The 25,308-nt window shown below is 31.2% G+C and carries 6 protein-coding genes; all 6 read right to left on the bottom strand.

Features of this window, described 5'->3' with window-relative positions; translation table 11 throughout:
- Positions 1–2,534 (bottom strand): condensation domain-containing protein (locus FNW52_RS16320; RefSeq protein WP_143378544.1); only part of this gene is annotated, 2,534 nt, incomplete at its 3' end.
- Positions 2,535–2,539: 5 nt separating this feature from the next.
- A complete protein-coding gene (locus FNW52_RS16315) occupies positions 2,540–4,144 on the bottom strand; it encodes an MBL fold metallo-hydrolase (RefSeq protein WP_143378543.1) in 1,605 nt (534 codons plus the stop codon).
- A gap of 1 nt (position 4,145) precedes the next feature.
- Positions 4,146–10,712 carry a non-ribosomal peptide synthetase gene (locus tag FNW52_RS16310; protein ID WP_143378542.1) on the bottom strand — a complete coding sequence of 2,189 codons (6,567 nt, stop codon included), beginning with the start codon at positions 10,710–10,712 and terminating at the stop codon, positions 4,146–4,148.
- Positions 10,712–15,163, bottom strand: coding sequence for a type I polyketide synthase (locus FNW52_RS16305; RefSeq protein ID WP_143378541.1), 4,452 nt, complete (start codon positions 15,161–15,163; stop codon positions 10,712–10,714). Before FNW52_RS16305 ends, FNW52_RS16310 begins: the two co-directional genes overlap by 1 nt.
- Complete coding sequence (locus FNW52_RS16300) at positions 15,153–22,760, bottom strand: non-ribosomal peptide synthetase (protein WP_143378540.1); 7,608 nt, start codon at positions 22,758–22,760, stop codon at positions 15,153–15,155. Before FNW52_RS16300 ends, FNW52_RS16305 begins: the two co-directional genes overlap by 11 nt.
- A gap of 121 nt (positions 22,761–22,881) precedes the next feature.
- Positions 22,882–25,275 (bottom strand): outer membrane beta-barrel family protein, encoded by a 2,394-nt coding sequence (locus FNW52_RS16295; protein WP_143378539.1) that lies wholly within the window; start codon positions 25,273–25,275, stop codon positions 22,882–22,884.
- Positions 25,276–25,308 lie beyond the last annotated feature (33 nt).

Raw genomic sequence — 25,308 nt, 5'->3', positions numbered from 1 at the left:
AGGATGTAAATCTGTGTGTTGGCTACTGGTTTTCCAATAGAAAAATACTTCCTTTCATCATACAATAATATTGTTGAAGCAACAGTAGCTTCAGTGGGACCATATTTGTGATAAAATTCACAGACATTTCTCCATTTATCTGCTAAACCAACAGAACACATGTCACCACCTGTCAAAACTCTTTTTAAACTAGGATATTTCTTTTTTTCAGATATTCTTTCAATTACAGAAGGTACCGCATGAAAATGAGTAATATCAGCTTTTATTAAAAAATCCTCCAGTTTATTAGAATCTAATACAATATCTTCTGTAATAATAAATAATTTTGCTCCATTTGTAAAAGCTAAAAATATCTGTTCTACAGAAGTATCAAATGAAATATTGGCAAACTGTAAAATATTATCGGTTTCTATTATAGAAAATTCTCGTGATTCGGAAATAATAAAATTAACAATACTGGTGTGCTCAATCATAACACCTTTAGGATTACCCGTAGAACCAGATGTATAAATGACATACGATAAATCATTCGGACTGTTTATCTTTAATATATTATCAGTCGAATAATTAGTCTGCACTTTATAAAATTCAGCTAATTCTTTTTCATCAATAATAAGCTTGCTTCTGCTGTCTTTTTCTAAATATGAAATTCGTTCTTGTGGATAATCTGTATTAATAGGCACATATGCAGCTCCAGATTTTAAAACTGCTAATATTGCCAAAATCATTCTTTCACTCCTGTCTAACTTTATACCTATTAAATCATTAGGCTGGATTTTATAATTTTGCCTTAGATAAGAAGCAAATTGATTGACCTTTCCATTTAATTCATCATAATTCCATTCAATGTCATTAAAAACTATCGCACCATTTGCAGGAGTCTTTTTTACTTGCTCTTCAAATAAATCGATAATTGTTTTATCTCTAGGATAATTTACTTCTGTATCATTAAAATCTATTAATAATTGATTTCTCTCAAACTCTGTTAAAAAATTCAATTTTTTCAAAGCAATATGAGAATCACTTACTACAGCTTCAATTAATCTTTCTAAATGTTTTACAAATCGGCTTATAGTCAAACTATTGTATAAATCGGTACTGTAATGCATGGACAAATCCAATCCATCTTCCAGTTCACTAAAAGAAAATGTCAAATCAAATTTACTTACTGCATGATTTCCCTCATTATATCTGCTAATTTTTAAATCATTATAAAAATCTGTCCCGCTTTCAGCGCTGTTCTTTTTATTGTCTAATACTACCATTACATCAAATAATGGATTTCGACTCATATCGCGTGTTAAGTTCAAATCTTTTACCAGCTCATCAAATGGATACATTTGATGGTTATAAGCTTCAAGGATATTCTTCTTTGTTATCTCCAATAAATTTAAGAAACTTTCATTTTCATTAAACTGAGAACGCAAGGCTAAAGTATTAACATAAACGCCTATTTGGCTCTCTAAATCAAAATGCTCTCTTCCTGCAACAGGGGTACCAATAATAATATCAGATTGATTAGAATATCTATACAGTAAAGTATTGACAATACTTAATAACCCCATGAATAATGTTGTATCCTGATGCTGAACAAGTTTTTTAAATTGTTTAACAAGGGATGGATTTATAAACTTGCTGTATGATCCTCCACTATAGGACTTTGTAATTGGCCTGCTTTTATCCTTAGGTATATCAAGTACCGGTAAAACACCTTTAAATTGATCTAACCAATATGATCTGTTTTTATTAAAAACTTCTCCTTTTAAATTTTCCTGCTGCCAAACAGCATAATCTTTAAACTGAATCCTCAATGATTGCAGCGGACTGCTCAAACCTCTTTTATTGGTCTCGTAAAGAGAAAATAATTCATCCATCATCACTTCCATCGACCAGCCATCATGAATAATATGATGTAAAACTAAAGTTATAATATATTGTTCTTCTGACACCTGAATCAGGTTCACTCTAATAAGTATATCATTAGCTAAATCAAAAGTTTTTTGCTGCTCTTCCTTGATGCATTGATTAATTATATTTTGATCCTCAACTAAACTTAGGTTTACATAATTAAGTTTAAAATTAACCTCCTGCGTATTCAATATCACTTGTCTTACATCACCTTGCTCATTGATTTTAAAAACCGTTCTTAAAGATTCATGCCGCCCAATTAAATAATTAAAAGTCTCCTCCAGCAAAAAAAGATCAAGTTTACCCTCTACTTTATAAGTAGCTGAGATATTATAAGCAGAATTACCATCCTCAAATTGACTTAATATCCATAATCTATATTGCCCTGAGGACAAAGGATAATCTGATGCAGCGGGAGCCGCAGCAATTGAAAAATGCGGATTAGATTTAAGACCTTCATTTTTTAAAAACTGTATTATTTTCTGCTTATTCTCCTTAAGCTGTTCTTGAAAAATCGGATCCAAATCTTCAGTATCATAGTATACTTCAAGATCAGAATCATCATTTAACATTACGTCAATTGAGTTTCTTTTTAAGTCTATTAAAAAATTTTTTATTTGAAGCATTTTTACTATTTTTTCTTATTATATAATATCTCTTTTTCCCCGAATAATCTTTCTGATATTATGTTTCTAGATAAACATTCCTTTATTAAAAGATTTGATTGAACAATTGGATTCGATTCCTCAGTATGCTTTAAACTGCTGATAAATTCACACCACGGTTCTTGGCCCATAGCATATACATATACTTCAGAAGGGTTAAATATATCCACTAAATGCATCCCTCTTTTGCAGTCAGAACCTGAAAGCCTTCTTGACTGATCATTTTCTTTCGACAAATTATTAATAATTAAAGGTCCATATAACCATGTCAATGGAGCGCCATCACATTCCATTCCCAAAAACAGGACATCTACATCTCCAACTAAAGATTGAGCATGTTTATATAATTTCTGCTCCAGAATTCGTGAGTCAGCAGCAAAAAAGAGGGTAAAATCACCTATCATTACATGATAACAAATTTTAGCTTTAATGTCTAAATCACTATGTTCTCCTGTAAATGGTATTCCCTTAATCTCGCAGTCAGAAAATTTTATCGTTGCAAACTCCTCAATTTCAATAACATTGGAAAAACCTATATTATTAAACATTAATTTCAAACTTGGATCCTGAAGATGCCCACCACCAGAGCGTGGTACTATTATATTTTTTATTTTATGCCTAAGCGGTAGTAAAGTTTCAAGTAAAATATGGTCTTGATGATTGTGTGTTATTAAAACATAATCAATTACCTCGGGAAGATCGTAATCAGAAAAATGATCTACAGAAGATTGATAACCGTAATAACTAATTAATGGATCTAACAGAATAGTAATGTCTTTTGTTTCAATTAATATACATGCATGACCGAAGTATCTCATTCTAATTTTATCTCCTTCATATTTAGAATATGGTACCACTGAAGTTTCGGTAAAAAAGGATTTAAATAAAGATTCCTGAGCATCATCCAAAGAACCTAGCATTTCTCTTATTTCTTTATAAGGACGCGGAGTTCTCTTCATCTTACCCAATTCATCAATGAATTTATCTTCAAAAGGAATATTAAGATGTAATATATTCTCCTCGTCTAATCTAGGAGTACTCAAGCAAAAAGGTCGAGAATCATTATTAGTAACCCATAGAGCTATGCTCTGATTTGTAATATTATAAAAATTGCTATTATATAATAGGTGCTCATAAAATCTAAAAGATGGATTTCCGTTAAGATCATAAATCAACTCTACATAACCTTTCAAAATATCCGGTACTAAACTATAAAAATCTTCCAGCGACTGACCTTTTGCCTCTTTGTTTAATAATAAAACTAATTTTCTTACTGCCAAAGAAAAATTTATCTCCTCTTTTTGATTTAAAAAAGTTGATTCTAATAATGCCCTAACATCTTCAGATCTATCCTCTTCATAATCCATAAAAGGTCCCCCTAGCATTCTTGGATCCTGCACTGCTTCTTTGTGTAATTCAGGAGATTCTAAATATGAATTCATTATTTCAATATGTCTCTTCATTATATTCATTGATGCAGTTGCAGGTGATATAATATGCGGCCATGCATACCATCTGCCTATTAATGGCTCTATAACTACGTTTGGCTTTAAATAAACTAAATTTTCCATTTTAAATAATTGTTTTTGATTTTCTTTTTTGCATTATAGAAAGTGACAGTAATTCTTGAATTATAGATGCAGCGTTTTCAATTGTTGGTTTAATAATAAGATCCCCGATCCCTAATCTAATTTCAAATTCATTGCTGATTAAATTTAGTACCCTCATTATCTGAAGACTATTTCCTCCTAATTCGAAAAAATTATCGGTCACTCCAATTGACGAAATACCCAATACATTTTCCCATATTAAAACCAATTTTTCTTCTGTTAAACTTCTTGCTTTAATATATTCTCTTCTGATCAGATCCTCTTGTGAGATTTCCGGAAGCGCCTTGCGGTCTATCTTGCCGTTTGAAGTCAAGGGTATTTGCGGAATCGCGGCATAAAAACTCGGAACCATATAATCCGGCAGTTTACTTTCCAAAAAGACTCTCAATAGTGATTTGTCGATATCATCACCTACAACATATGCTGCAAGCGCATTCTCTTCATTAACCATTTTTATCTCAACCACGACTTGGCTTATGTTGTCTGAATACTCCAAAATAGTGCTCTCAATCTCACCAAGCTCAATTCTGAATCCTCTGATCTTGATCTGGTGATCTTTCCTTCCCAGATATTCAAGTTCACCGTTTTCTCTCATTTTCACTATATCTCCAGAGCGGTATAAAATTTCTCCTGAAACAAAAGGACTTTGAATAAATTTTTCGCGGGTTAAATCATCTTTATTTAAATACCCTTTTGCCAATCCTTCACCTCCTACATAAAGTTCACCAGGAACACCAATTGGCTGTAAATTTTCATTTTGATCTAATACGTAACAGCTCATTGTTGGGATAGGCACACCAATATTACTTGCATTACTATTCATTTCATCAACTGTAATTTCTTTGTAAGTAACATGAACTGTAGTTTCTGTAATACCATACATATTTACAAGTTTTGTCATTGGATATCTTTCAGCATAATCCAATAACTTTTGAGAATTCAGTGCTTCACCTCCAAAAATCACAAAACGCAAAGAGAGATTATGTAATGGTCTTTTTAATTCTTCAAATAATAAATTGTAAAAATTAGACGGTGTCTGATTTAAAACCGTAACCTTTTCTTTAATCATCACGTTAAGAAATGCCATTGGATCTTTGGCAATATCACTTGAAATAATTATCAATTTACTTCCATTAAATAATGCTCCATACATTTCCCATACTGAAAAATCAAAACAATAGGAATGAAACATCGTCCAAACATCATCTTCTTTAAAATCAAATAATAATTTATCCGTCTTTAATAATCTAACAACGTTACTATGTTTAATTATAACCCCTTTAGGATTGCCTGTAGTTCCGGAAGTATATATCACGTAAGCAGAGTCGCTGACTTGATTGATCTTGCTTATATTTGTCTTTGAGTAGGAATTTTGGGCTTCAAAAAATTGTGCCAGCGCTGTATTATCAATGATTATTTTGCTGTCTATGTCTTTCTCTATATATGCAATACGCTGTTCTGGATAATTTAAATCAATAGGCACATAGGCGCCTCCAGATTTTAAAACTCCTAAAATTGCTATAATCATTAACTCACTTCTATCGAGTTTTATCCCAATTAAATCATTTGGTTCAATACTGTAATTTTCTCGCAAATAATGACCAAACTGATTTGCCAGCTCATTAAGTTTATAGTAGGTCAGCTCAATTTCTTCAAATAATACTGCTATATTATCCGGAGTTTTATCAACCTGTTCTTCAAACAGGTCAACAATGGTTTTTTCTTTTGGATAATCAGCCGCTGTGGAATTAAAATCAATCAGTAATTCCACTTTTTCAGCTTCGGTTAGATAACTGATCTCTTCAATATTAACCTCTGGTCTGTCTATTAATTTAGTGACAAAGATTTCCAAGTGCGAAAACATTCTTTCTATAAAACAAGAATCATAAAGATCCGTATTGTAATCAATTATTAAATCTAATTTCTCGTTTTCTACAAAAGTAAAACACATATCAAATTGAGAAGTAGTGCTCTTAAGGTCAAAATAAGTGGCCTTAAGGTTAATAAACTCTTCTCTTTCTTTTAAATTTTGGAGCTGGTCCTGATTTTGTAAAACAACCATTACATCAAATAAAGCAGAACGGCTTGAGTCTCGTTTTAAATTCAATTTGCCAAATAATACATCAAATGGATACCCTTGGTACTCAAAAGCTTCTAATAAAGTTTCTTTCTCATGTACTATCACATCTAAAAAGCTGTTTTGTTCTTTAAATCTGGTTCTAATGGCCAATGTATTTAGATATAACCCTAACTGATTCTCTACATCAGGATGTTCTCTTCCTGCTATAGGAGTACCTATAATGATATCGTCCTGACCTGAATACCTGTAAAGTAAAGCATTGATACCAGCAACCAAAGTCATAAACAAAGTGGCATCATGTGCTTTTGAAAATGATTTTAGCTTATCCAGAAATCGTTTGGAAAATTCATGTCTTATAGCTGCCCCATTAAATGTTTTGACTACTGGACGCAGTTTAAAACTTGGTAAATCTAAAACTGGCAGTTGTCCTCTAAATTGATTTAGCCAATACTGCTCTGATTCTTGTAACTTTTCTTGTTGTATTTCCTCGTTCAACCATACTGCATAATCTTTGTATTGGATATTTAACACTGGTAAATCAACATTTTTCTCCTGAACAAGACCATTATAGATCTGTACAATCTCCGAAATTAATAACTGTATAGACCAGCCGTCCCCAATAATATGATGCATTGATAAGAAAAACACATGCTCATCTTCTTTTAATTTAACTAACGAGCCTCGAATCAGAGGAGGGTTTTCCAAATCAAATGGAAGCTGATTTTTCTGTAAAAGATAATCAGATACCATTTCTGTAGAATCAGGCTCTGAACTATAATCCTGCAGATCAATTCTAAAATCTAATTCATCTGCCGGTATGATGTGTTGACGAACCTCGCCTTCTTCATTTATTTTAAAACTTGTCCGAAGAATTTCATGACGCTCAATCATTATACTAAGACAATCTTCAAGTTTATTTGCCTGTAATGCCCCTTTCAAAGTAACAGCAGCCATCATATTATAGGCCAGAGAACCTCCTTCCAATTGACTCAGAATCCATAGTCTTGACTGGGAAGCGGTCGCAGGATAAGATAACATCTCAGCTGCTTTAGGTATTGAAACATATTCATTAACAGTTAGCTCACCACTTAAATCAAGAATACTTGGATTATTAAAAAATGCCTTAAATGAAATGGTCTTCCCTAACTGCTTATTTATTCTGTTTATTACTTGGGCAACCATCAAGCTATGGCCTCCCAACTCAAAGAAATTATCCGTTATACCAATTGATGAGATTCCAAGCACTTCTTCCCATATGGATACTAAATTCTTCTCTAGATCATTTCTTGGGCCAACAAACTCCCTTCGCAATAAGTCCGATGCCGAAACCTCTGGAAGAGCCTTTCGGTCAACCTTGCCGTTTGGCGTTAAAGGAACAGCATCAATCTCAACATATAAGCTCGGAACCATATAATCAGGCAAATGCTCTTTCATATAATTCTGAATCTCTTTTGGTGAAAAGACCCCATTGGAAACAATGTAGGCTGTCAGGTTTTTATTTTTATTTTCATCCGTAGATATCAACAGCACACTTTGGCTTACCAGCGGACACTGGTGCAGTACGTTTTCTATTTCACCTAACTCTATACGGATTCCATTTATTTTTACTTGATCGTCTTTTCTGCCTATAAATTCTAATATACCGTCAGCATGCCATTTGGCTAAATCACCGGTCTTATATAATTTTTCACTGTGATTTAAGCTTCCTTCCCTGAAAAATGGATTTCTAACAAATGCCAGCTGTGTTTTCTCAATATCATTCAGATAACCCTGGCCCACACCTATTCCCGAAACATACAGATCACCTGCTGTTCCATGTGGCAGTAAGTTCAAATGATTATCCAAAATATAAATACTCATGTTCTGAATAGGTTTTCCTATTGGAACAGAACCTCTCCAATTTTCAGAACATTCCTTAAATATATAATGCGTAATATCATCTGAACACTCCGTTGGTCCATAAACATTCGCCATGGGGATTGACGGATAATACTCAAACCATTTTTTGCAATATTCAACCGGCAATGACTCTCCGTTCATTATCAGGTATCGTAGACTTCTTAATAATGGCAGAACTGACTCTCTTGATAAAAAATCCAATAAAATAGAAAAATGTGCCGGTACACTCTCTAAAATTGTTATACTATTATTATCTATACATTGAAATATTTTCTCAGGATTCCATGCGTCTTCGCCAATTAAAATAGTCGTCTTTCCTCCAACTATCAAAGCTGTCATGAATTGCCAAATACTCACATCAAATATGTGCGTTGCTGTTTGTCCTACATTATCTTTATCCGAAATCTCAAAATCAGTAATCTTTGCAAATAAATGATTGACCATCCCAAAATGCTCAACCATGGCTCCTTTTGGAACTCCGGTAGAACCTGAGGTAAAAATTATATAGGCCAAAGATTTAATTTCTAAAACTAAACCAAGATTATCCTTATCATAATTCTCACAATAAGCTGCTTCAAAAATTAAATAATCTACATTATCTCCTAATGCTTCAACTTGTAATAGGTAATCATTACTACTAAGAATAAAGAAATCTTTGGCTTGTTGAAGTATCCCCTTATTTCTTTCCGTAGGGAAATTAATATCCAAAGGAGTGAAATGCCCTCCGACTTTCCAAACCCCTAACATACACACTAAATAATCAATTCCTCTTTCCAGGAAGAAAAATACATGTGTATTTGATTTTACTCCTTTTTCTCTTAAATAATGCGCCAGCTGATTCGATTTCTCATTTAATTCCTGATACATTAACACCTGATCCTCAAACACAACAGCTATATTATCTGGTGTTCTTGCTACCTGATCCTCGAAAAGATCAACTATAGTTTTATCCTTTGGATAAGCTACTTCTGTCGAATTAAAATCAAACAATAACTGATGCTTCTCTGTCTCTGTGATATAACCAACATCTTGAATATTGATCTTGGGATCTTCAATCAATTCACTCAATAAATTCTCAAAATGTAAAAACATTCTTTCTATCAAATATGAAGCATAGATATCCGTATTATACTCAATTGCAAGGTATAATCCTTCACTCTCCACAAAGGTAAAACTCATATCAAATTGAGACGTCCTATTCTCAAAACTATAATTACTTACTTCAAGATCAATCAATCCCTCATTACTATTAATACTGGTAAGTTGACCCTGATTTTGTAGTACAACCATAACATCAAATAAGGCTGAACGACTCATATCCCTTTTTAAGTTCAATTTACCAACTAGTGCGTCAAATGGGTAACCTTGATGCTCATAAGCACCCAATAAGGTTTCTTTTTGTGCTGCAATCAAATCTAAAAAGCTATTTTCTTCTTTAAATTTGGTTCTAATAGCTAAAGTATTTAAATACAAACCCAATTGATTCTCTAAATCCGGATGCACTCTTCCTGCGATCGGCGTACCAATGATAATATCGTCCTGGCCTGAATACCTATAAAGCAAGGCATTGATACCCGAGATCAATGTCATAAACAATGTAGCATCTTGTGATTTAGAAAAAGTTTTTAACTTATCTAAAAATGATTTTGAAAATTCATGTCTAATTGTTTCTCCATTGTAAGTTTGAACCAAAGGACGTGCCTTAGAACTTGGTAAGTCTAAAACGGGTAGATCTCCGCTAAATTGATTTAGCCAGTACTGCTCAGATTCTTTCTGCTTTTTTTGTTGCAATTCTTCGCTCAACCATACTGCATAATCTTTATATTGGATATTTAACACAGGTAAATCAATCTCTTTTTCCTGAATCAGGCCATTATAGTTTTTTATTATCTCTGATATTAATAACTGTATAGACCAACCATCTCCTACGATATGATGCATCGATAAGAAAAATACATACGCATCTTCTTTTAATTTAATTAATGATCCTCGAATCAAAGGGGCCTGTTCCAAATCAAATGCCTCTCGATTAATATCTTGTAAATAATCAACAACACATTGCTCCGGATTTACTTCTAAACTATAATCTCGATGGGTAAGTCTGAAATCCAATTCTTCAATAGGCATAATATATTGTTGAATCACTCCTTCTGAAGTTGTTCCAAAATAAGTTCGCAGAATCTCATGTCGCTCAATCAGTAATCTAAAGCATTCTTCAAATTTGTTTACTTCAATTAATCCATTTAATCTAATAGCATTATGTATATCATTTGCTACTGAACCATCTTCCAACTGACTCAAAATCCAAAACCTATTTTGAGATGGAGTTAAAGGATATGATTCTCTTTTAGATGCCTGCAAAAGAGGTCTATAAATATTCTCAACCTTCACGTTTTCTTTTAAAAAAGAAATAAGATTAAATTTATTTTTTCTTATCTCTTCTAAAATATACTCGGGAATATTTTCTCCATCAAATTTTATCTTTAAGTTTTCATTCTCTAATGAAATATGAATTTTATTTTCTCTAAGTGTAGTTATTAATTCTCTCATTAGATAGTTATTTCATTTTCTAACTCAATATTATTGTTTAGCCATTTTTTTTCTTCAATTAAATTTGCAGTACCTTGTATATTCTTATTGGAGAAAAAATCACTTATAGAGATTTCTATATTAAATTCTTTATTAATTTTTTTCAGGATTACCATTGCTCTTAACGAATCTCCTCCTAGTTCGAAAAAGTCATCAGTGACCCCTATATCAAGTATTTCAAAAAAATCTTCAAAAATTACTTTAAGTCTTCTTTCTATATCTGTTTGAGGTGATTGATATTCTGATTGTAAAACTGGACGCTCAATTTTTTCAAAAATTTGTTTGCTTTTTAAAGCCTCGCTTTGAATACTAAACATCCTATTCAATTTTAACGGAATATCTTCTTTAGAAACATAAATTACATTAGACGATTTAATATTCAAGCTTTTTTCAAAAACCTCGATTACTTCATCTACAGACAATATATTTTGCTGTTTGTCAACAAGACTTTCTTCAAAATTAATTTTCGGTAATTGCACACATTTTAATTTTCCGGATTTACAAAAAGTAAAATAATCTAAATAGCAATTAGCAGCAGCATAAGCCCCAAAGCTAATACCTCCGAATGTTGCTGCCAAACTAGAACTCATCCATATAAAATCTAAATCATGATTTTTGAAAACTTCATATAGGCATTCTACTCCTTTTACTTTTGCAGCCAACATACTTATTGTTTTTTTAAAAGATGTATTTTCTATGAATTCCAGATCATTACTATCTACATTTCCAGCAAGATGAATAATCCCGTTAATATCATCAAACATCGCTTTATTTACTGATAATTCTTCTTTAAACTCATCAATATTTGATATATCTACATTGAGATAAACTACATTATTATTTATACTTTTTAACTCTTTAAATCTTTTTTCATAAAGGTTATTTTCATTTATCTCATTAAGGCTTTTTCTTCCTAATAATATGACATTAGCTTGGTGTTTATTTATCAAATGCTTTGAAATTGAAAACCCTAAATTCCCTAATCCGCCAGTAATTAAGTATGTTCCTTGTTTTTTAACAAATGATGTTTCTTTTTTAGTTAAATCTTGGGTACCTTTTTGAAATTCTTGAACCCATCTCTGACCTAATCTATATGATATAATTCGCTCGGATTGTAAGTCATTATTTAAAAATTCACTGACGATATCTCGAATCAATTTTTCATCAACATCACTTAAATCAATATCAATGTTTGCACCTATTATCTGATTTTCAAGAGGCATAACCTTAATCAGCCCCAATAATAAAGAATGGACATAATTAATGTTTTCATTTCCAAGTACACTATGTAATAAATTAGTAAATACAAAAATATTCTTATCAACACCTTTTCCCCATACCTTTATAATCCTTCCTAGACAAAAATATATCAGGTTGAATTCCAAATTTTCTTCTACTAACTTTATCTCTGATGATTTAATATTTAGCCCCCATAAATAAATGATATCTGATATATTTAATCCTTCAGATTCAACATCTTGAAACAATTGATTATAATCCCTTATATCCGATGGATCTATTGAAAACTTTGTAGAAGAATGCTTAAAATATGACATTCCTATTGATACTTCAATTACACTATTGTTTGTACATAATATTTCTTCAATTATTTTTTTAGAACAATCCGAATTATCCGAAAACACGAGAAATATTCTACTGTCTGAGGTGCTTTTTTGATTTAGTACTGATCGTTTCCAAGAAGGAAAATAAAAACTGTTATCTAAATCATTTAACATCTTTTGATTCACTATATTAAATAATTTTTCCACATCAATTTCCGTTTGATACATTAGCTTATCGAAAGCATAAGTAGGTAAGGAAATTCGATATCTATCTTCATTCTTATATAACTCTTGCCATTTTATACTTACTCCATAAGTCCAAAGTAATCCTAGTTTTTCTAAGAAATATTTTTCATCATTTTCTATGATTTTTACGGATCTTAATATATCTACTGTAGTAAATTTCTTTTCTGTTTTTTGCTGTCTAATTAAACTACTTAAGGAACTTCCAGCACCAACTTCAATAAATACAAGATTATTATCTGATAAAAAATTACTAATTCCTTTAGAAAAATTAACAGTATTTCTGAGCTGATTTGTCCAATATTCACTTGAAATCGCTTCTTCATTTTTGATAAAATCTCCGGTTAAATTAGAAATGAAAGGAATTTGAATATTATTAAACTCTACACTTTTAAATTCATTATCAAATTCTTTAAGAATGCTTTCCTGCATACTTGAATGGAAAGCATGTGAAGTATGAAGTCTAATATAAGAAATATCTTTTTCAGTCAATTTTTCGATTAATTCCTGTATTGCATGATCGCCCCCTGAAAAAACTATTTGTTCTGGTCCATTTATTGCAGCAAGAGAAATTTCTTCATTAAGAAAGCTTTGAGCTTGGAGTTCATTCATAGGAACACTAATCATAGACCCTTTTGGCAATCTGTGCATTAATCCCCCTCTCTTAACCACTAATTTAAGCGCTTGTTCAAATGTAAAGAGCCCACTTATACAAGCAGCTGTATATTCTCCAATACTATGACCAATCATGTATTTGGGTACTATACCGTAGTTTATTAATAATTTTGCCAAGGAATATTCTACCAGAAAAATAATTGGTTGGGCAAAACAAGTATCATTTATATTATAACCCTCATTATTATTGCCGGGATATAGTATTTTTTTAAAATCCTGATTTGTTAATTTTTTCAGAAGCTCAAAACCGCTATCCATATATTCTCTATAAATAGAATTTGATAGATATAAATCTTTACTCATATCAACATATTGGGAGCCCTGTCCAGGAAACATGAAAATAATAGTATTTTGAAGACCTTTTACTTTTGCAAATGTTTTTTTCTGTTTTACAATTTCTTCTAACTTTTGCTGTAACTCATTTTTGTCTTTAAATGATAATGCAATTCTATTCTCAAAACTTTGACGTCCAGCTTGATACGTATAACACATATCTGATAAATTTAAATTTTCTTCTTTTGCTAAAAAATTTGCTAACTTATCCAGATAATTATTTAGTGAAGACTCGGTTTTAGATGACAAAACAAGCAAATTGTAATTTTTTTCAAAAGAATTTTTATCTATAACTGGTGCTTCTTCAAGAATTATATGTGCGTTTGTACCACCTACACCAAAAGAGTTTACAGCTGCTCTAAGAGGATTATCCTTTTTTACTGTCCATTCGGACAAACTATTATTAACAAAAAATGGCCCATCCTGAAAATTTATATTTGGGTCGGGTTCACTAAAATGCAAGCTTGCCGGAATTTTTTTATTTTTTAAACTTAATACTGTTTTAATAAATCCCGCCACACCTGACGCAGTATCCAAGTGTCCTATATTAGTTTTTACAGACCCTATAGCACACGGAAAATTCTTACTATTATTAAATGCGATGTTTAGTGCTTCAACTTCAATGGAATCCCCTAACTTAGTACCTGTACCATGCGTTTCTACATAAGATATGGTTTCAGGTTCAATCCTTGAAAACTTTTGAGCCATTTTAATACATGCTACTTGTCCTTCAACACTAGGAGCTGTATAGCCTACTTTTTTATTTCCATCATTATTAATAGCACTCCCCTTAATTACTGCATAAATATTATCTCTGTCTGCTAAGGCATCTTTTAATCTTTTCAAAACGACTACGCCTGTTCCCTCTCCGTTAACTGTACCAGTAGAGTCTCTATCAAAAGCCTTACAATGGCCATCCTTTGAAACGATGGATCCTTCTTCATAAATATACCCCTTTTGACTATCAGTAACTAGCGAAGAAGCTCCGGCTAAAGCGACTTTAGTTTCTCCAAAAATTAGTGCTTTACAAGCAGTATGAATAGCAACTAAAGAGGTCGAACAAGCTGTATTTATATTCATTGAAGGTCCTTTCAACCCTAATTTATACGAAACCATTGTAGCAAGATAATCTTTATTGTTTATCTTATTTAGATAAAAATTATTGACTTTTTGACCGTCAGTGGATAGGTTAACAAAAGATTGCCACAATGCATCTTCTCCTGCTCCTGCATACACCCCAACAGGTACATTTATATTTTCAGGAATATAACCTGCATCTTCTAAAGCTTCCCAGACACACTCGTGAAAAAATCTATGACCGGGATACATCATTTTTGCTTCATCATTGGAATATCCAAAAAATTTAGAATCAAAACAATCCTTGTTTATTAAATTTGTTGTACAATTCACATAATTTTTATCTTTAATAACAGATTTGTCCATACCTGCATCAATTAGCTCCTTTTCGGTTAAAAAACGTAATGATTCTTTTGACAAAACTAGGTTTTCCCAAAATTCCCTCCAGTTTGAAGCTCCTGATGTCCTTATGGACATACCAACTACTGCAATCTCAAATCCCGTATATTGATTAGTCTTCATTTGCAAAATTTAATAAGTTGTACGATTCTTCCATTATATTATAAAGTTCTTCTATTTTATCTTCTTCTATTAAATAATCATTGTTAGTATTAGATATGATAAATTCAGAAATTGAAAAAATATTAGCGAAATTATATCCTTGTAATAAAGTTATATTCATTTGAAGCTCTTTATTCAAGCTATTCAACATTTTTATCATTAACAAGGAGTTTCCTCCTAAATCAAAGAAATTATCTTTAACTCCTATTTTCTCAATTCCTAATACGTCTTGCCATATTGCAATTAGCTTATTTTCAGTTTCATTTCTTGGTGCTGCGTATTCTTTTCGGATTGTATCTTCATCAGAAATACCTGGTAGTTTAATTCTATCTATTTTCCCATTTGGTGTAAGTGGAAATTCTTCTAATTGAATAAAATGGTTCGGAACCATATAATGAGGCAATTTCAATTCTATATATTCCTTTAATTCTGCTGATTTAATTTTATTATTACTAATAAAATAAGCAACAAGAATATTATTACCACCTTCTTTTTGTGCAGCGGTTACAACTACCTGATTAACATATTCATGTTTTAATAATTTATTTTCTATTTCACCCAATTCTATTCTGAATCCATTTATTTTAACCTGGTTATCAAGCCTTCCTAAATGTTCTAAAGTACCATTTGGTAACCATCTTGCTACATCTCCTGTTTTATATACTTTTTTAGTAAGAGTTGAAGAATACTGAAAATCAATAAATTTATCTTGAGTTAACTTTTCTTGTTTATAATACCCTCTTGCCAAACCATCTCCTCCAATACATAATTCACCTTTTACACCTATTGGACATATTTTTTCATTATTGTCTAAAATATAAACCTGAGTGTTTTGTATTGGTTTCCCAATATTCAGCACCAAATTTTCTTGTGCTTTTTGAAAAGTGGACCAAATAGTAGTTTCTGTAGGCCCATACATATTATACACATTTGATTTTGTACGGGTTATAAGTTTATTTAGCAGTTCATTGGAAAATTTTTCTCCTCCAACAATTATGTTTTTCAATGATTTTATAAATAAACCAGAATTATCATCTTCCAATAATGCTTCTAAATAGGAAGGCGTTATTTGCATTGAACTAATTGGATGGTTGTCCGAATGATAATTTTTTTCCTCTTTTTTATATTTATTTTTGAGCTCAGTTAGATGTTCTAAACCCTTAAGTACTTCTTTATCTGAAATTCCAAAATCAATTAAACAAGCTATTTCTGTAACTCCTATCGAATGAATATTAGATAGAATTTTTTTACAAGAATCCTGTGTTCCTAATAATGCTGAAGTTTGCCAATATCTTTCAAAAGCTAATTCCAATAAATCATTCAGATCATTTTCACTAATAGTCGAAATATCTTTATCCAAATCCTTAGCTAAATTTTGAATTAATCCTACACTAGATTTTAAATAGGACTTAAAAGGCTCTTTTGCTTTATCTTTTACTTCCTCTAAATCAGTTCCAATATAAGTGTGAAGCATTAAAGATATTTTTGCATTTTCTACAGAAAAACCGTTCTCTACTAATGCCTGCTTGTAAATCTTTATATTATTTGCTAAATCCTTTATTTCCTGTCCTAACAAGTGAGTCAATATGTTAGCTCCTATTTTTCCTGCACTTCTGAATGTTTCGGGATTTCCTCCTGAAGTTATGTATATATCTAAATTGGAATTGACTGGTTTTGGATATATTTTAAAATCAATTTCTTGATTTAAACCATTTTTTCGTTTAATAGATCCTCCTTGCCAAAGAGTTTTTAATTCTTCTATTTGTCCATACATTATTTTCTGCCTGTCTAAATAATTTTCTGGTTTCAATACAAAATCATCTGCATGCCAACCAGATGCTATAGACAATGCAACCCTTCCATTAGATAAATTGTCTACAACCGACCATTCTTCAGCAACTCTTACAACGTCATGTAATGGTAAAACAACACTTCCTGAACGAATTTGAATATTTTCTGTAATTGTAGATAGACCCGCCGCTAATACTGATGGATTAGGGAATATTCCTCCAAACTCATGAAAGTGTCTTTCTGGCAACCAAATTGCAGAAAAATTATTTTTATCAGCATAATCGGCTGATTCCTTTAAAAATTGATATTTATTGTCATCTGAATCATTCTGACTTGAAAAATAAAACAAACTGAAATCTAAAGTCTCAGAATGATCTTTTAAAAATAAATTAAAATTATTTAGTGGAGTATTACCTGATTTTAAAGTAATTGTACTACCCTTTGTTAAAGTCCAAAACAATTCTAAAACTGAAATATCAAATGAAATTGAAGTAATAGCTAATAAATGTTCTTTTTCATTTGAAGAAATAGAATCATTCATTCCATGTAAAAAATTGACAACATTTTTATGTTCAATCATTACCCCTTTTGGGTTTCCTGTTGTCCCCGAAGTATAAATTACGTATGCTAAATCATTTGGTTGATTGATTTTTTCAATATTCTCTCTTGAATACTTCTCTTGAACTTTAACAAATCTACCTAATTCTTGTTCATCTATAACAACTTTAGTATTACTGTCCTCTTCTATGTAAGCTATTCGCTCTTGTGGATAATTTGGATCAATAGGCACATAGGCTGCTCCTGATTTCAATATTCCTAAGAGAACAGCAATCATTCTCTCACTTCTATCTAACTTTATTCCAACTAAATTACTTGCTATAATTCCATAAATCTCTCTTAAATAAAAAGCCAGTTGATTTGACATTTCATTAAGTTCTCGATATGTTAACTGAGTTTCTTCAAATACAATTGCTACTTTATCTGGTGTTCTCGCTACCTGTTGCTCAAATAAATCTATTATCGTTTTATCTTTCGCATAATCAACTTCCGTATCATTGAACTCAAATAATAACTGGTGCTTTTCTGTTTCTGTTAAATAATCTATCTCTTGAATCTGTATACGAGGTTCTGCTAATGATTGTATTAGTAGATTTTCAAAATGAGTAAACATTCTCTCTATCAGATAAGCATCATAGATATCTGTATTGTATTCAATGATTAGGTCTAATCCTTCGGTCTCAACAAAAATAAAACTAATGTCAAATTTGGAAGTCTTACTCTGCAAATCATAATCACTTAATTCAAGGTTATCAAGCTCTTCTGTGTTAAGATTGTTTAACTGTCCTTGATTTTGTAATATTATTAGAACATCAAACAAAACAGATCGACTCATATCTCTTTTTAAATTCAACTTTCCTACTAAACTATCAAAAGGATAACCTTGGTGCTCGTATGCTCCCAATAAAGCCTCTTTTTGTGCTAATACCAAATCTAAAAGACTAAACTGTTCTTTGAATTGGGTTCGTATGGCCAATGTATTCAAGTACAATCCCAGCTGATTCTCCAAATCAGGGTGCTCTCTTCCTGCAATTGGAGTTCCGATTATAATATCATCCTGACCTGAATATCGATACAACAAGGCATTTACTCCCGCCATTAAGATCATAAATAAGGTTACATCTTGCTTTTTTGAAAAATATTTTAGTTTGTCTAAAAATGATTTTGAAAATTTATGCCTAAGATGATCACCATTATAAGTCTGAATTAAGGGACGGGGTTTGAAACTCGGCAAATCCAATACAGGTAACTCCCCCTCAAACTGTTGCAGCCAATACTCTTCTGAGCCTTTATGCTTCTTCCGCTGGATTTCCTCATTAAGCCATACTGCATAGTCTTTATACTGAATGCATAATTCAGGTAAATTTATTTTTTTTCCTTGGATTAGTGCATTATACGTTTTTACAATTTCTGAAATTAACAGTTCTATCGACCAACCATCTCCTATAATATGATGTAGGGATAAGAAAAAGACATAGTCCCCCTCTTTTAATTTGAGTATCGAGGCTCTTACCAATGGCCCTTGTTCTAAATCAAAAGGCTCGTTGTTCGTTTCTTGTAAATAATTGGCAATGAATTTCTCTTGATTTAACTCCAAACTGCAGTCTTTCTCAGTTATTTTAAAATTGAAGATTTCACTAGGTACAATATATTGACGGATTTCACCAGCTTCATTTGTTTTAAAATAGGTTCTTAAAATCTCATGACGATGAATTAATCTTTTAAATGAGGCTTCAAATTTATTGATATCAACAGTACCCCTTAACCTTACCGCAGCCGGCATATTATAGGCCAATGAACCACCTTCTAACTGACTCAAAACCCATAATCGCCCTTGTGAGGCAGTTAATGGATAAGATTCCGATTCAGCGGCTTGAGGTATTGATAAATATGCACTATCCCGAAGCTCCTTGCTTAATCCCTCTATTGTTGGATTGGCAAAAAAAACTTTAAAGGACACGGTTTTACCCAATTGCTTATTAGTCCTATTAATTACCTGAGCCACTATCAAACTATGCCCCCCCAACTCAAAGAAATTATCGGTAATACCTATCATTTTGATTCCAAGTACCTCTTGCCATATCAAAACTAAACTTCCTTCTGTTTTATTCCTTGGTGCTATATATTCTTTTCTGATTATATCTTCTCCTGAGATACTTGGCAAAGCTTTTCTGTCTATTTTTCCATTTGGCGTTGTAGGTAATTTCCCTAGATTAACATAAAAGTTAGGTATCATATATTCAGGTAACTTATCCTGTAGAAAACTCCTTAACCCTAATTTATCTACTATTAAGTCAGAGACCAAATAGGCAACCAAGACTTTGTCTTGACCACTCTCTTTTACCTCAACAATCACTTGTTTTAAGCCTGCTGAATATTGTAAAATGGCATTCTCTATCTCTCCAAGTTCTATCCTGAATCCTCTAATCTTAACCTGATGGTCTTTCCTTCCTAAAAACTGTATATTACCATCTGACAACCAACCACCTAAGTCACCTGTGTCATACATCCGAGCACCCTCAATAAAAGGATTATTGATAAACTTCTCCTTTGTAAGATCAGGCCTATTCAAATAGCCTCTGGAAACTCCAGCACCCGAAATATATAACTTACCTGTAACACCTATAGGAACAGGCTGTAATGCTTCATCTAATATGTAAATCTGAGTATTAGAAATTGGGCAACCAATAGATGGATTATGGGTTAAATAATTATCTTTTACTTTAATTGTGGTTACAACATGAGTTTCGGCCGGTCCGTAGTGATTATAAATATTAGTATCCGACTTTCTAATTTTATTAATCACATTAGAAGTTAATATAAGCTGTTCTCCTGCAACTATAATATTCTTAATGATATTGAAATCTAATAAACTATAGAAAGATCTAACATCCATTAATATATTAAAATAAGCCGTTGGTAAAAAGACAGTGTCAATATTATTACTTTTTATAAAAGCAGATAATTCTTCAGAATCTTTTTTAACTATTTCAGTGATTGGATATAAAGTGGCTCCTCTTAATAAAGTCGTAAATATTTCCTGAAATGAAACATCAAAACTTATACTTGTAAATTGTAAAACCTTATGAACATCATCACTTGTAAATTGTTCATTGTGAAAAGTAATCAAATTAAGCATACATGAATGTTCCATCATGATGCCTTTAGGTCCTCCTGTAGAACCAGAAGTATAGATAAGGTAAACTAAGCTATTGTTTTTAATAGAAACACTATTATTTTCAAAAGAAAACTTTTCCTTATTTTCATTAAATATTGCTAACTCAGCTTCATCAATAATGACTTTACAGTTACTGTCATTTTCTATAATATCTATTCTATTTTGTGGGTAATTTGGGTCAATTGGAACATAAGCACCACCAGCCTTTAAAACACCTAAAATAGTGACAATCAATTTTTCGCTTTTTTCTAATTTTATCCCAACTAAATCATCTTGCTGAATAGCATAGTTTTCTCTTAAATAGTAGGATAATTGATTTGACCTATTATTAAGTTCCTGATAAGTTAATTCAGTTTTTCCAAATACTACCGAAATATTATTTGGTGTTTTCTCAACTTGCTCCTCAAATAAATCAACTATGGTTTTATCTTTTGAATAATGAACTTTTGTGTCATTAAACAATGATACTATTCGTTTTTTTTCAAATTCTGAAATATAATTTAATGAGTTTAAAGCACTTTCAGGATTCTCAACAATACTATGCAATAATGTTTCGAGATGAATTAATATATTCGCAACAAATTCTTCCGAATAAATATCTGTGTTAAATATTAATTCTATACTTAATTTTTTATCAACTTCTCTAAACGCAAATTCTAAATCAAATTTACTAAACTTTGTATCTTCACATTGATATTTAGTAATTTCAAATTCAGACATTTTTTGAACATCTCCTTTAAACACACTGGTATCCTGAACTCTGACCATAACATCAAACAAAGGATTACGGCTCATATCCCGATTTAATGACAAAAGTTGCACCAGCTCGTCAAAAGGAAAAATTTGATGTTCATATGCATCAAGAGTAACTTCCTTTACGTTTGCTATTAATTCTTTAAAACTGTCAATACCGCCAAACTGAGTTCTAAAAGCTAAAGTATTTACATAAAAACCTATTTGATTCTGTAAATCTATATGTTCTCTTCCAACAATTGGACTTCCTATTACAATGTCTTTTTGATTAGAATATCTAAAAAGCAATACCTTAACCGTTGCCAATAATCCCATAAAAAGAGTGCATTCCTGAGATTGACACAAATCGTTAAAGCTTTTTAAAAGTTCCTTACTATAAAGTTTTTTGACAGATTTCCCGTTATATGTTTTAATTGCAGGCCTTGCTTGATAACAAGGTAAATCTAATACAGGAATTTCTCCTTGCATTTTTTTTAACCAATAATTTCTATAAACTTCTACCGTATCGCTTTTTAATTGATTCTGTTGCCATGCAGCATAATCTTTATATTGCAGTTTTAATACTGGTAATGTATTAGTTTTTCCCTTTGAATAGATATCATATAGAGTAAATATTTCATTCGTCATTATTTCTGACGACCATCCATCACTTACAATATGATGTATAACACAAATGAATACATGGTTATTCTGAGATCTTTTTATTAATTTGGCTCGTAGTAACGAATCTACAGATAAATCAAAAGAGTATTCAATTTCTTTTTGAATTATTTCCTTAACTCTTTCTGTTATATTAGCTTCATTACTTAAATCTTCGTATTGCAATTGAAACTTAGTTTCTTCCAAATTCAATATAATTTGCTTTACTTGCCCTGATTCTTCCTCTTCTTTAAAGAGTGTTCTTAGTGACTCATGGCGTTCTAAAAGAAACTGAAAAGCTTTTCTCAATGAACTAATGTCTAAATCTCCATACAATTCAAAAACACTTGGCATATTGTAAGCAACATTCCCACCTTCAAATTGGCTTAATAACCAAAGTCTTCGTTGAGATGAAGATAACTCGTAACTAATTTGTTCACGGACCTTAGGAATATTTACAGAATCCTTTCTATTAGCTTTATAAGATTTAATAAATTTTATTAAATCATTTTTATGCAATTTAATTTCATTCAATAAATCGTCGGTTATAACTCCCTTGGGGGCTTGAATATCTAATTTATCATCAAGTAAATCAATCTTTATGTTTAATTTATTTATTTTTTTAAGTAATAATTGCATAGTTTATTAAAATTGAGGCTTACTAAAAATTGGGACACAAAAAACATATCTTTAATAATATAACCGCATAATCAAAATATCATTCTGATTTCTATTATTAGATTTAATTTTTAATTAGACCTTAATTACCTGTTCTTCTTCTTTCTTCTTGGTTACCCGTTTGTCTTTGCTGGGCTTTTATTTTACTATTTCCAAATTTATAAGAAACAGAAAATTGGAGATTTCTGCTGTCAAGGTACATAGAGGTTTTATTCAGAATATTATTAACTGTTGCACTTGTACGAGGTCCTGCCGTTTTAAAAATATCATTCACATTTAAAGAGATTTTTAAATTTTTATCCATCAATAGGTATTGAAATCCAGCAGATAAATTACTTACTGCTTTATTTTTATATATTCCATTTATTCCTGGAAAATCATACCAGTAATTTGCAAAAAAAAGTACCGTCTTTTTAGAATTTAAAGTAAACTGATTATCAAGAGAAACTGAGGAATTGAATCCCTTCTGCTCCTGTGCGGTAATTGCAAGTCTTGATTTAGAAACAGAATAGTTAACATCTAATGAAAATGAACTTTCCCACCATTTAAATTTAGTGAAAGAGTAGGTTTCATAAACACCATATCTTTGTGTATCCAAATAATTTTCAGTACTTGATATAACAGTGTTTGTAGTTGGATCTGTTATATCGATACCAGCAAATAAATTGTTTGAATAACTAAAATAAACCTTGCTATCAAGATGCTTAAATGTATAATTTAAATCAACATTATCTATAAAAGCAGGCTGCAACAGCGGATTACCTCTCTGGCTTTGAAAAGGATTGCTGAAAAATATATTTGGATTTAATTGAGCAAAACCAGGTCTTGAAATTCTTTTGCTGTAATTTATGTTAAGTGAGGAATTATCATTTATTGTGTAAGCTAAGTAAAATGTGGGGAAAAGTTTCAAATAATTATTTTCTATTGTCCCTAATTTTTCTGCAAATGCTTCTGTTTGTGTAGCTTCCATTCTTAATCCAAATTGTGATTCCCAGCTCTTATTTATTTTTTTATTTAAAGACACGTAAGCTGACTGAATATTTTCAGTATATTCGAATTTGGAATAAGTTAAAGGAAAATCTGAAACAGGATTTTCAACTACACCGCTATTGAAGCTATAAATATCATTCTTAGATTTAGAACTGGAGATCTTGCCTCCATAGCTCCATTTGGCCCATTTTGTTGGATATTCAACATCTACTTTTCCAGATAAATTGGTAATGTCCTGAATATTTGAATTTTCCCCTGTATAATATTCTTCAGAAGCAGGTTCAGGATTTAGAGTAACAGATTTACCATCATAAACTCTGGAATCATTATTATTAAAATTAAAGTAATCTAAATTTAAAGTCAGCTTTCTGCCCAAAGTGTCAAGTTTGAAATCATTGTAAAAGTTATATGACCTAATATTTGGTTTTATTTTTGCATTAACTACTGTTGCTAAGTAACTGTCAACGTTACCTGATGTATAATCATTAATAGATGTGTAGGGTTTGCTGTCAAAATTTCGCTTATTCTGTACATATAAAACTTGTATTCCCATAGTCCACCAAGGCTTGATTTTATAATTCGCTCCTACATTTAAATTTAAGCTTTTAGCATTGATTTTAAAAGGATTACTCGAATACCACAAATTATCGGGAAAATAAGTCTCTTGATTATTTTTAAATGCATCAGTTATATCTCTGTAATTAATAACTGAAGAAAAACTTAATTTATTCTTATTGTAATTAAAACTTCCCATAGTAGCTTGGCCGGCATAGGTTTTTTGAATATAAGTAGATTGTAGTAAGGCATTCCACGAATTTTCTTTTGCTTTCTTCATTATAATATTAACTAATCCACTATTTCCTTCTGCTTCGTATTTAGCGGGAGGAGTTGTGATTACTTCTATTTTTTGAATAGCATCTGAATGTATTGTTTTTAAATAATTAGTAAGATCTTCTCCAGACAGTTGTACTATTTTATCATCAACCAAAACGGCAAGCGTACTTTTTCCAATGATGCTTATATTATCATTTTGAACTCGTACACCAGGTGTTACACTAAGTGCGGTTAACGCATTACCCCCTGCGGAACTAATTGAATTTTCCACATTAAATACCACCCTGTCAATTTTTCTTTCTATTAATTTCTTTTGTGTCCCTGCAACAACAACAGATTCTAACTCAATAGCTTCATTTACAAAAATTTGCCCCAAATCCTTATCTGTAATTAACTCAATATTTTGAGATGCAACTATTTTTGCATTCTGTCTTATCTGCAGCGTGTAAAAACCTTGCACAGCCTCCAAGAAAAATTCTCCTTTTTCATTGGTAAGTTCACTTTTAACGGCTAATGAATCTTTATTCACTAATATAGTCTCAATAGATGTAATAGGAATATTATCTTTTGTGACAATTTTTCCAGTTATTTTAATTTGTGCAAACAATGTTGTACTGAAAAGTATTAATGAAATGTTTATGATTTTCTTCATTCTATTTATTATTATTAATTGTTTTTTATATAT

Source organism: Flavobacterium sp. ZT3R18 (assembly GCF_007097385.1).
Classification (GTDB): domain Bacteria; phylum Bacteroidota; class Bacteroidia; order Flavobacteriales; family Flavobacteriaceae; genus Flavobacterium.
Note: the sequence above shows the minus strand (reverse complement) of the source record. Positions and strands in the feature narration are given on the sequence as shown.

Bases quoted from the DNA above. Each gene is read 5' to 3' on its own strand.
- FNW52_RS16295 (WP_143378539.1), bottom strand. From the start codon at position 25,275: ATGAAGAAAATCATAAACATTTCATTAATACTTTTCAGTACAACATTG.
- FNW52_RS16315 (WP_143378543.1), bottom strand. From the start codon at position 4,144: ATGGAAAATTTAGTTTATTTAAAGCCAAACGTAGTTATAGAGCCATTA.
- FNW52_RS16310 (WP_143378542.1), bottom strand. From the start codon at position 10,712: ATGAGAGAATTAATAACTACACTTAGAGAAAATAAAATTCATATTTCA.
- FNW52_RS16300 (WP_143378540.1), bottom strand. From the start codon at position 22,760: ATGCAATTATTACTTAAAAAAATAAATAAATTAAACATAAAGATTGAT.
- FNW52_RS16305 (WP_143378541.1), bottom strand. From the start codon at position 15,163: ATGAAGACTAATCAATATACGGGATTTGAGATTGCAGTAGTTGGTATG.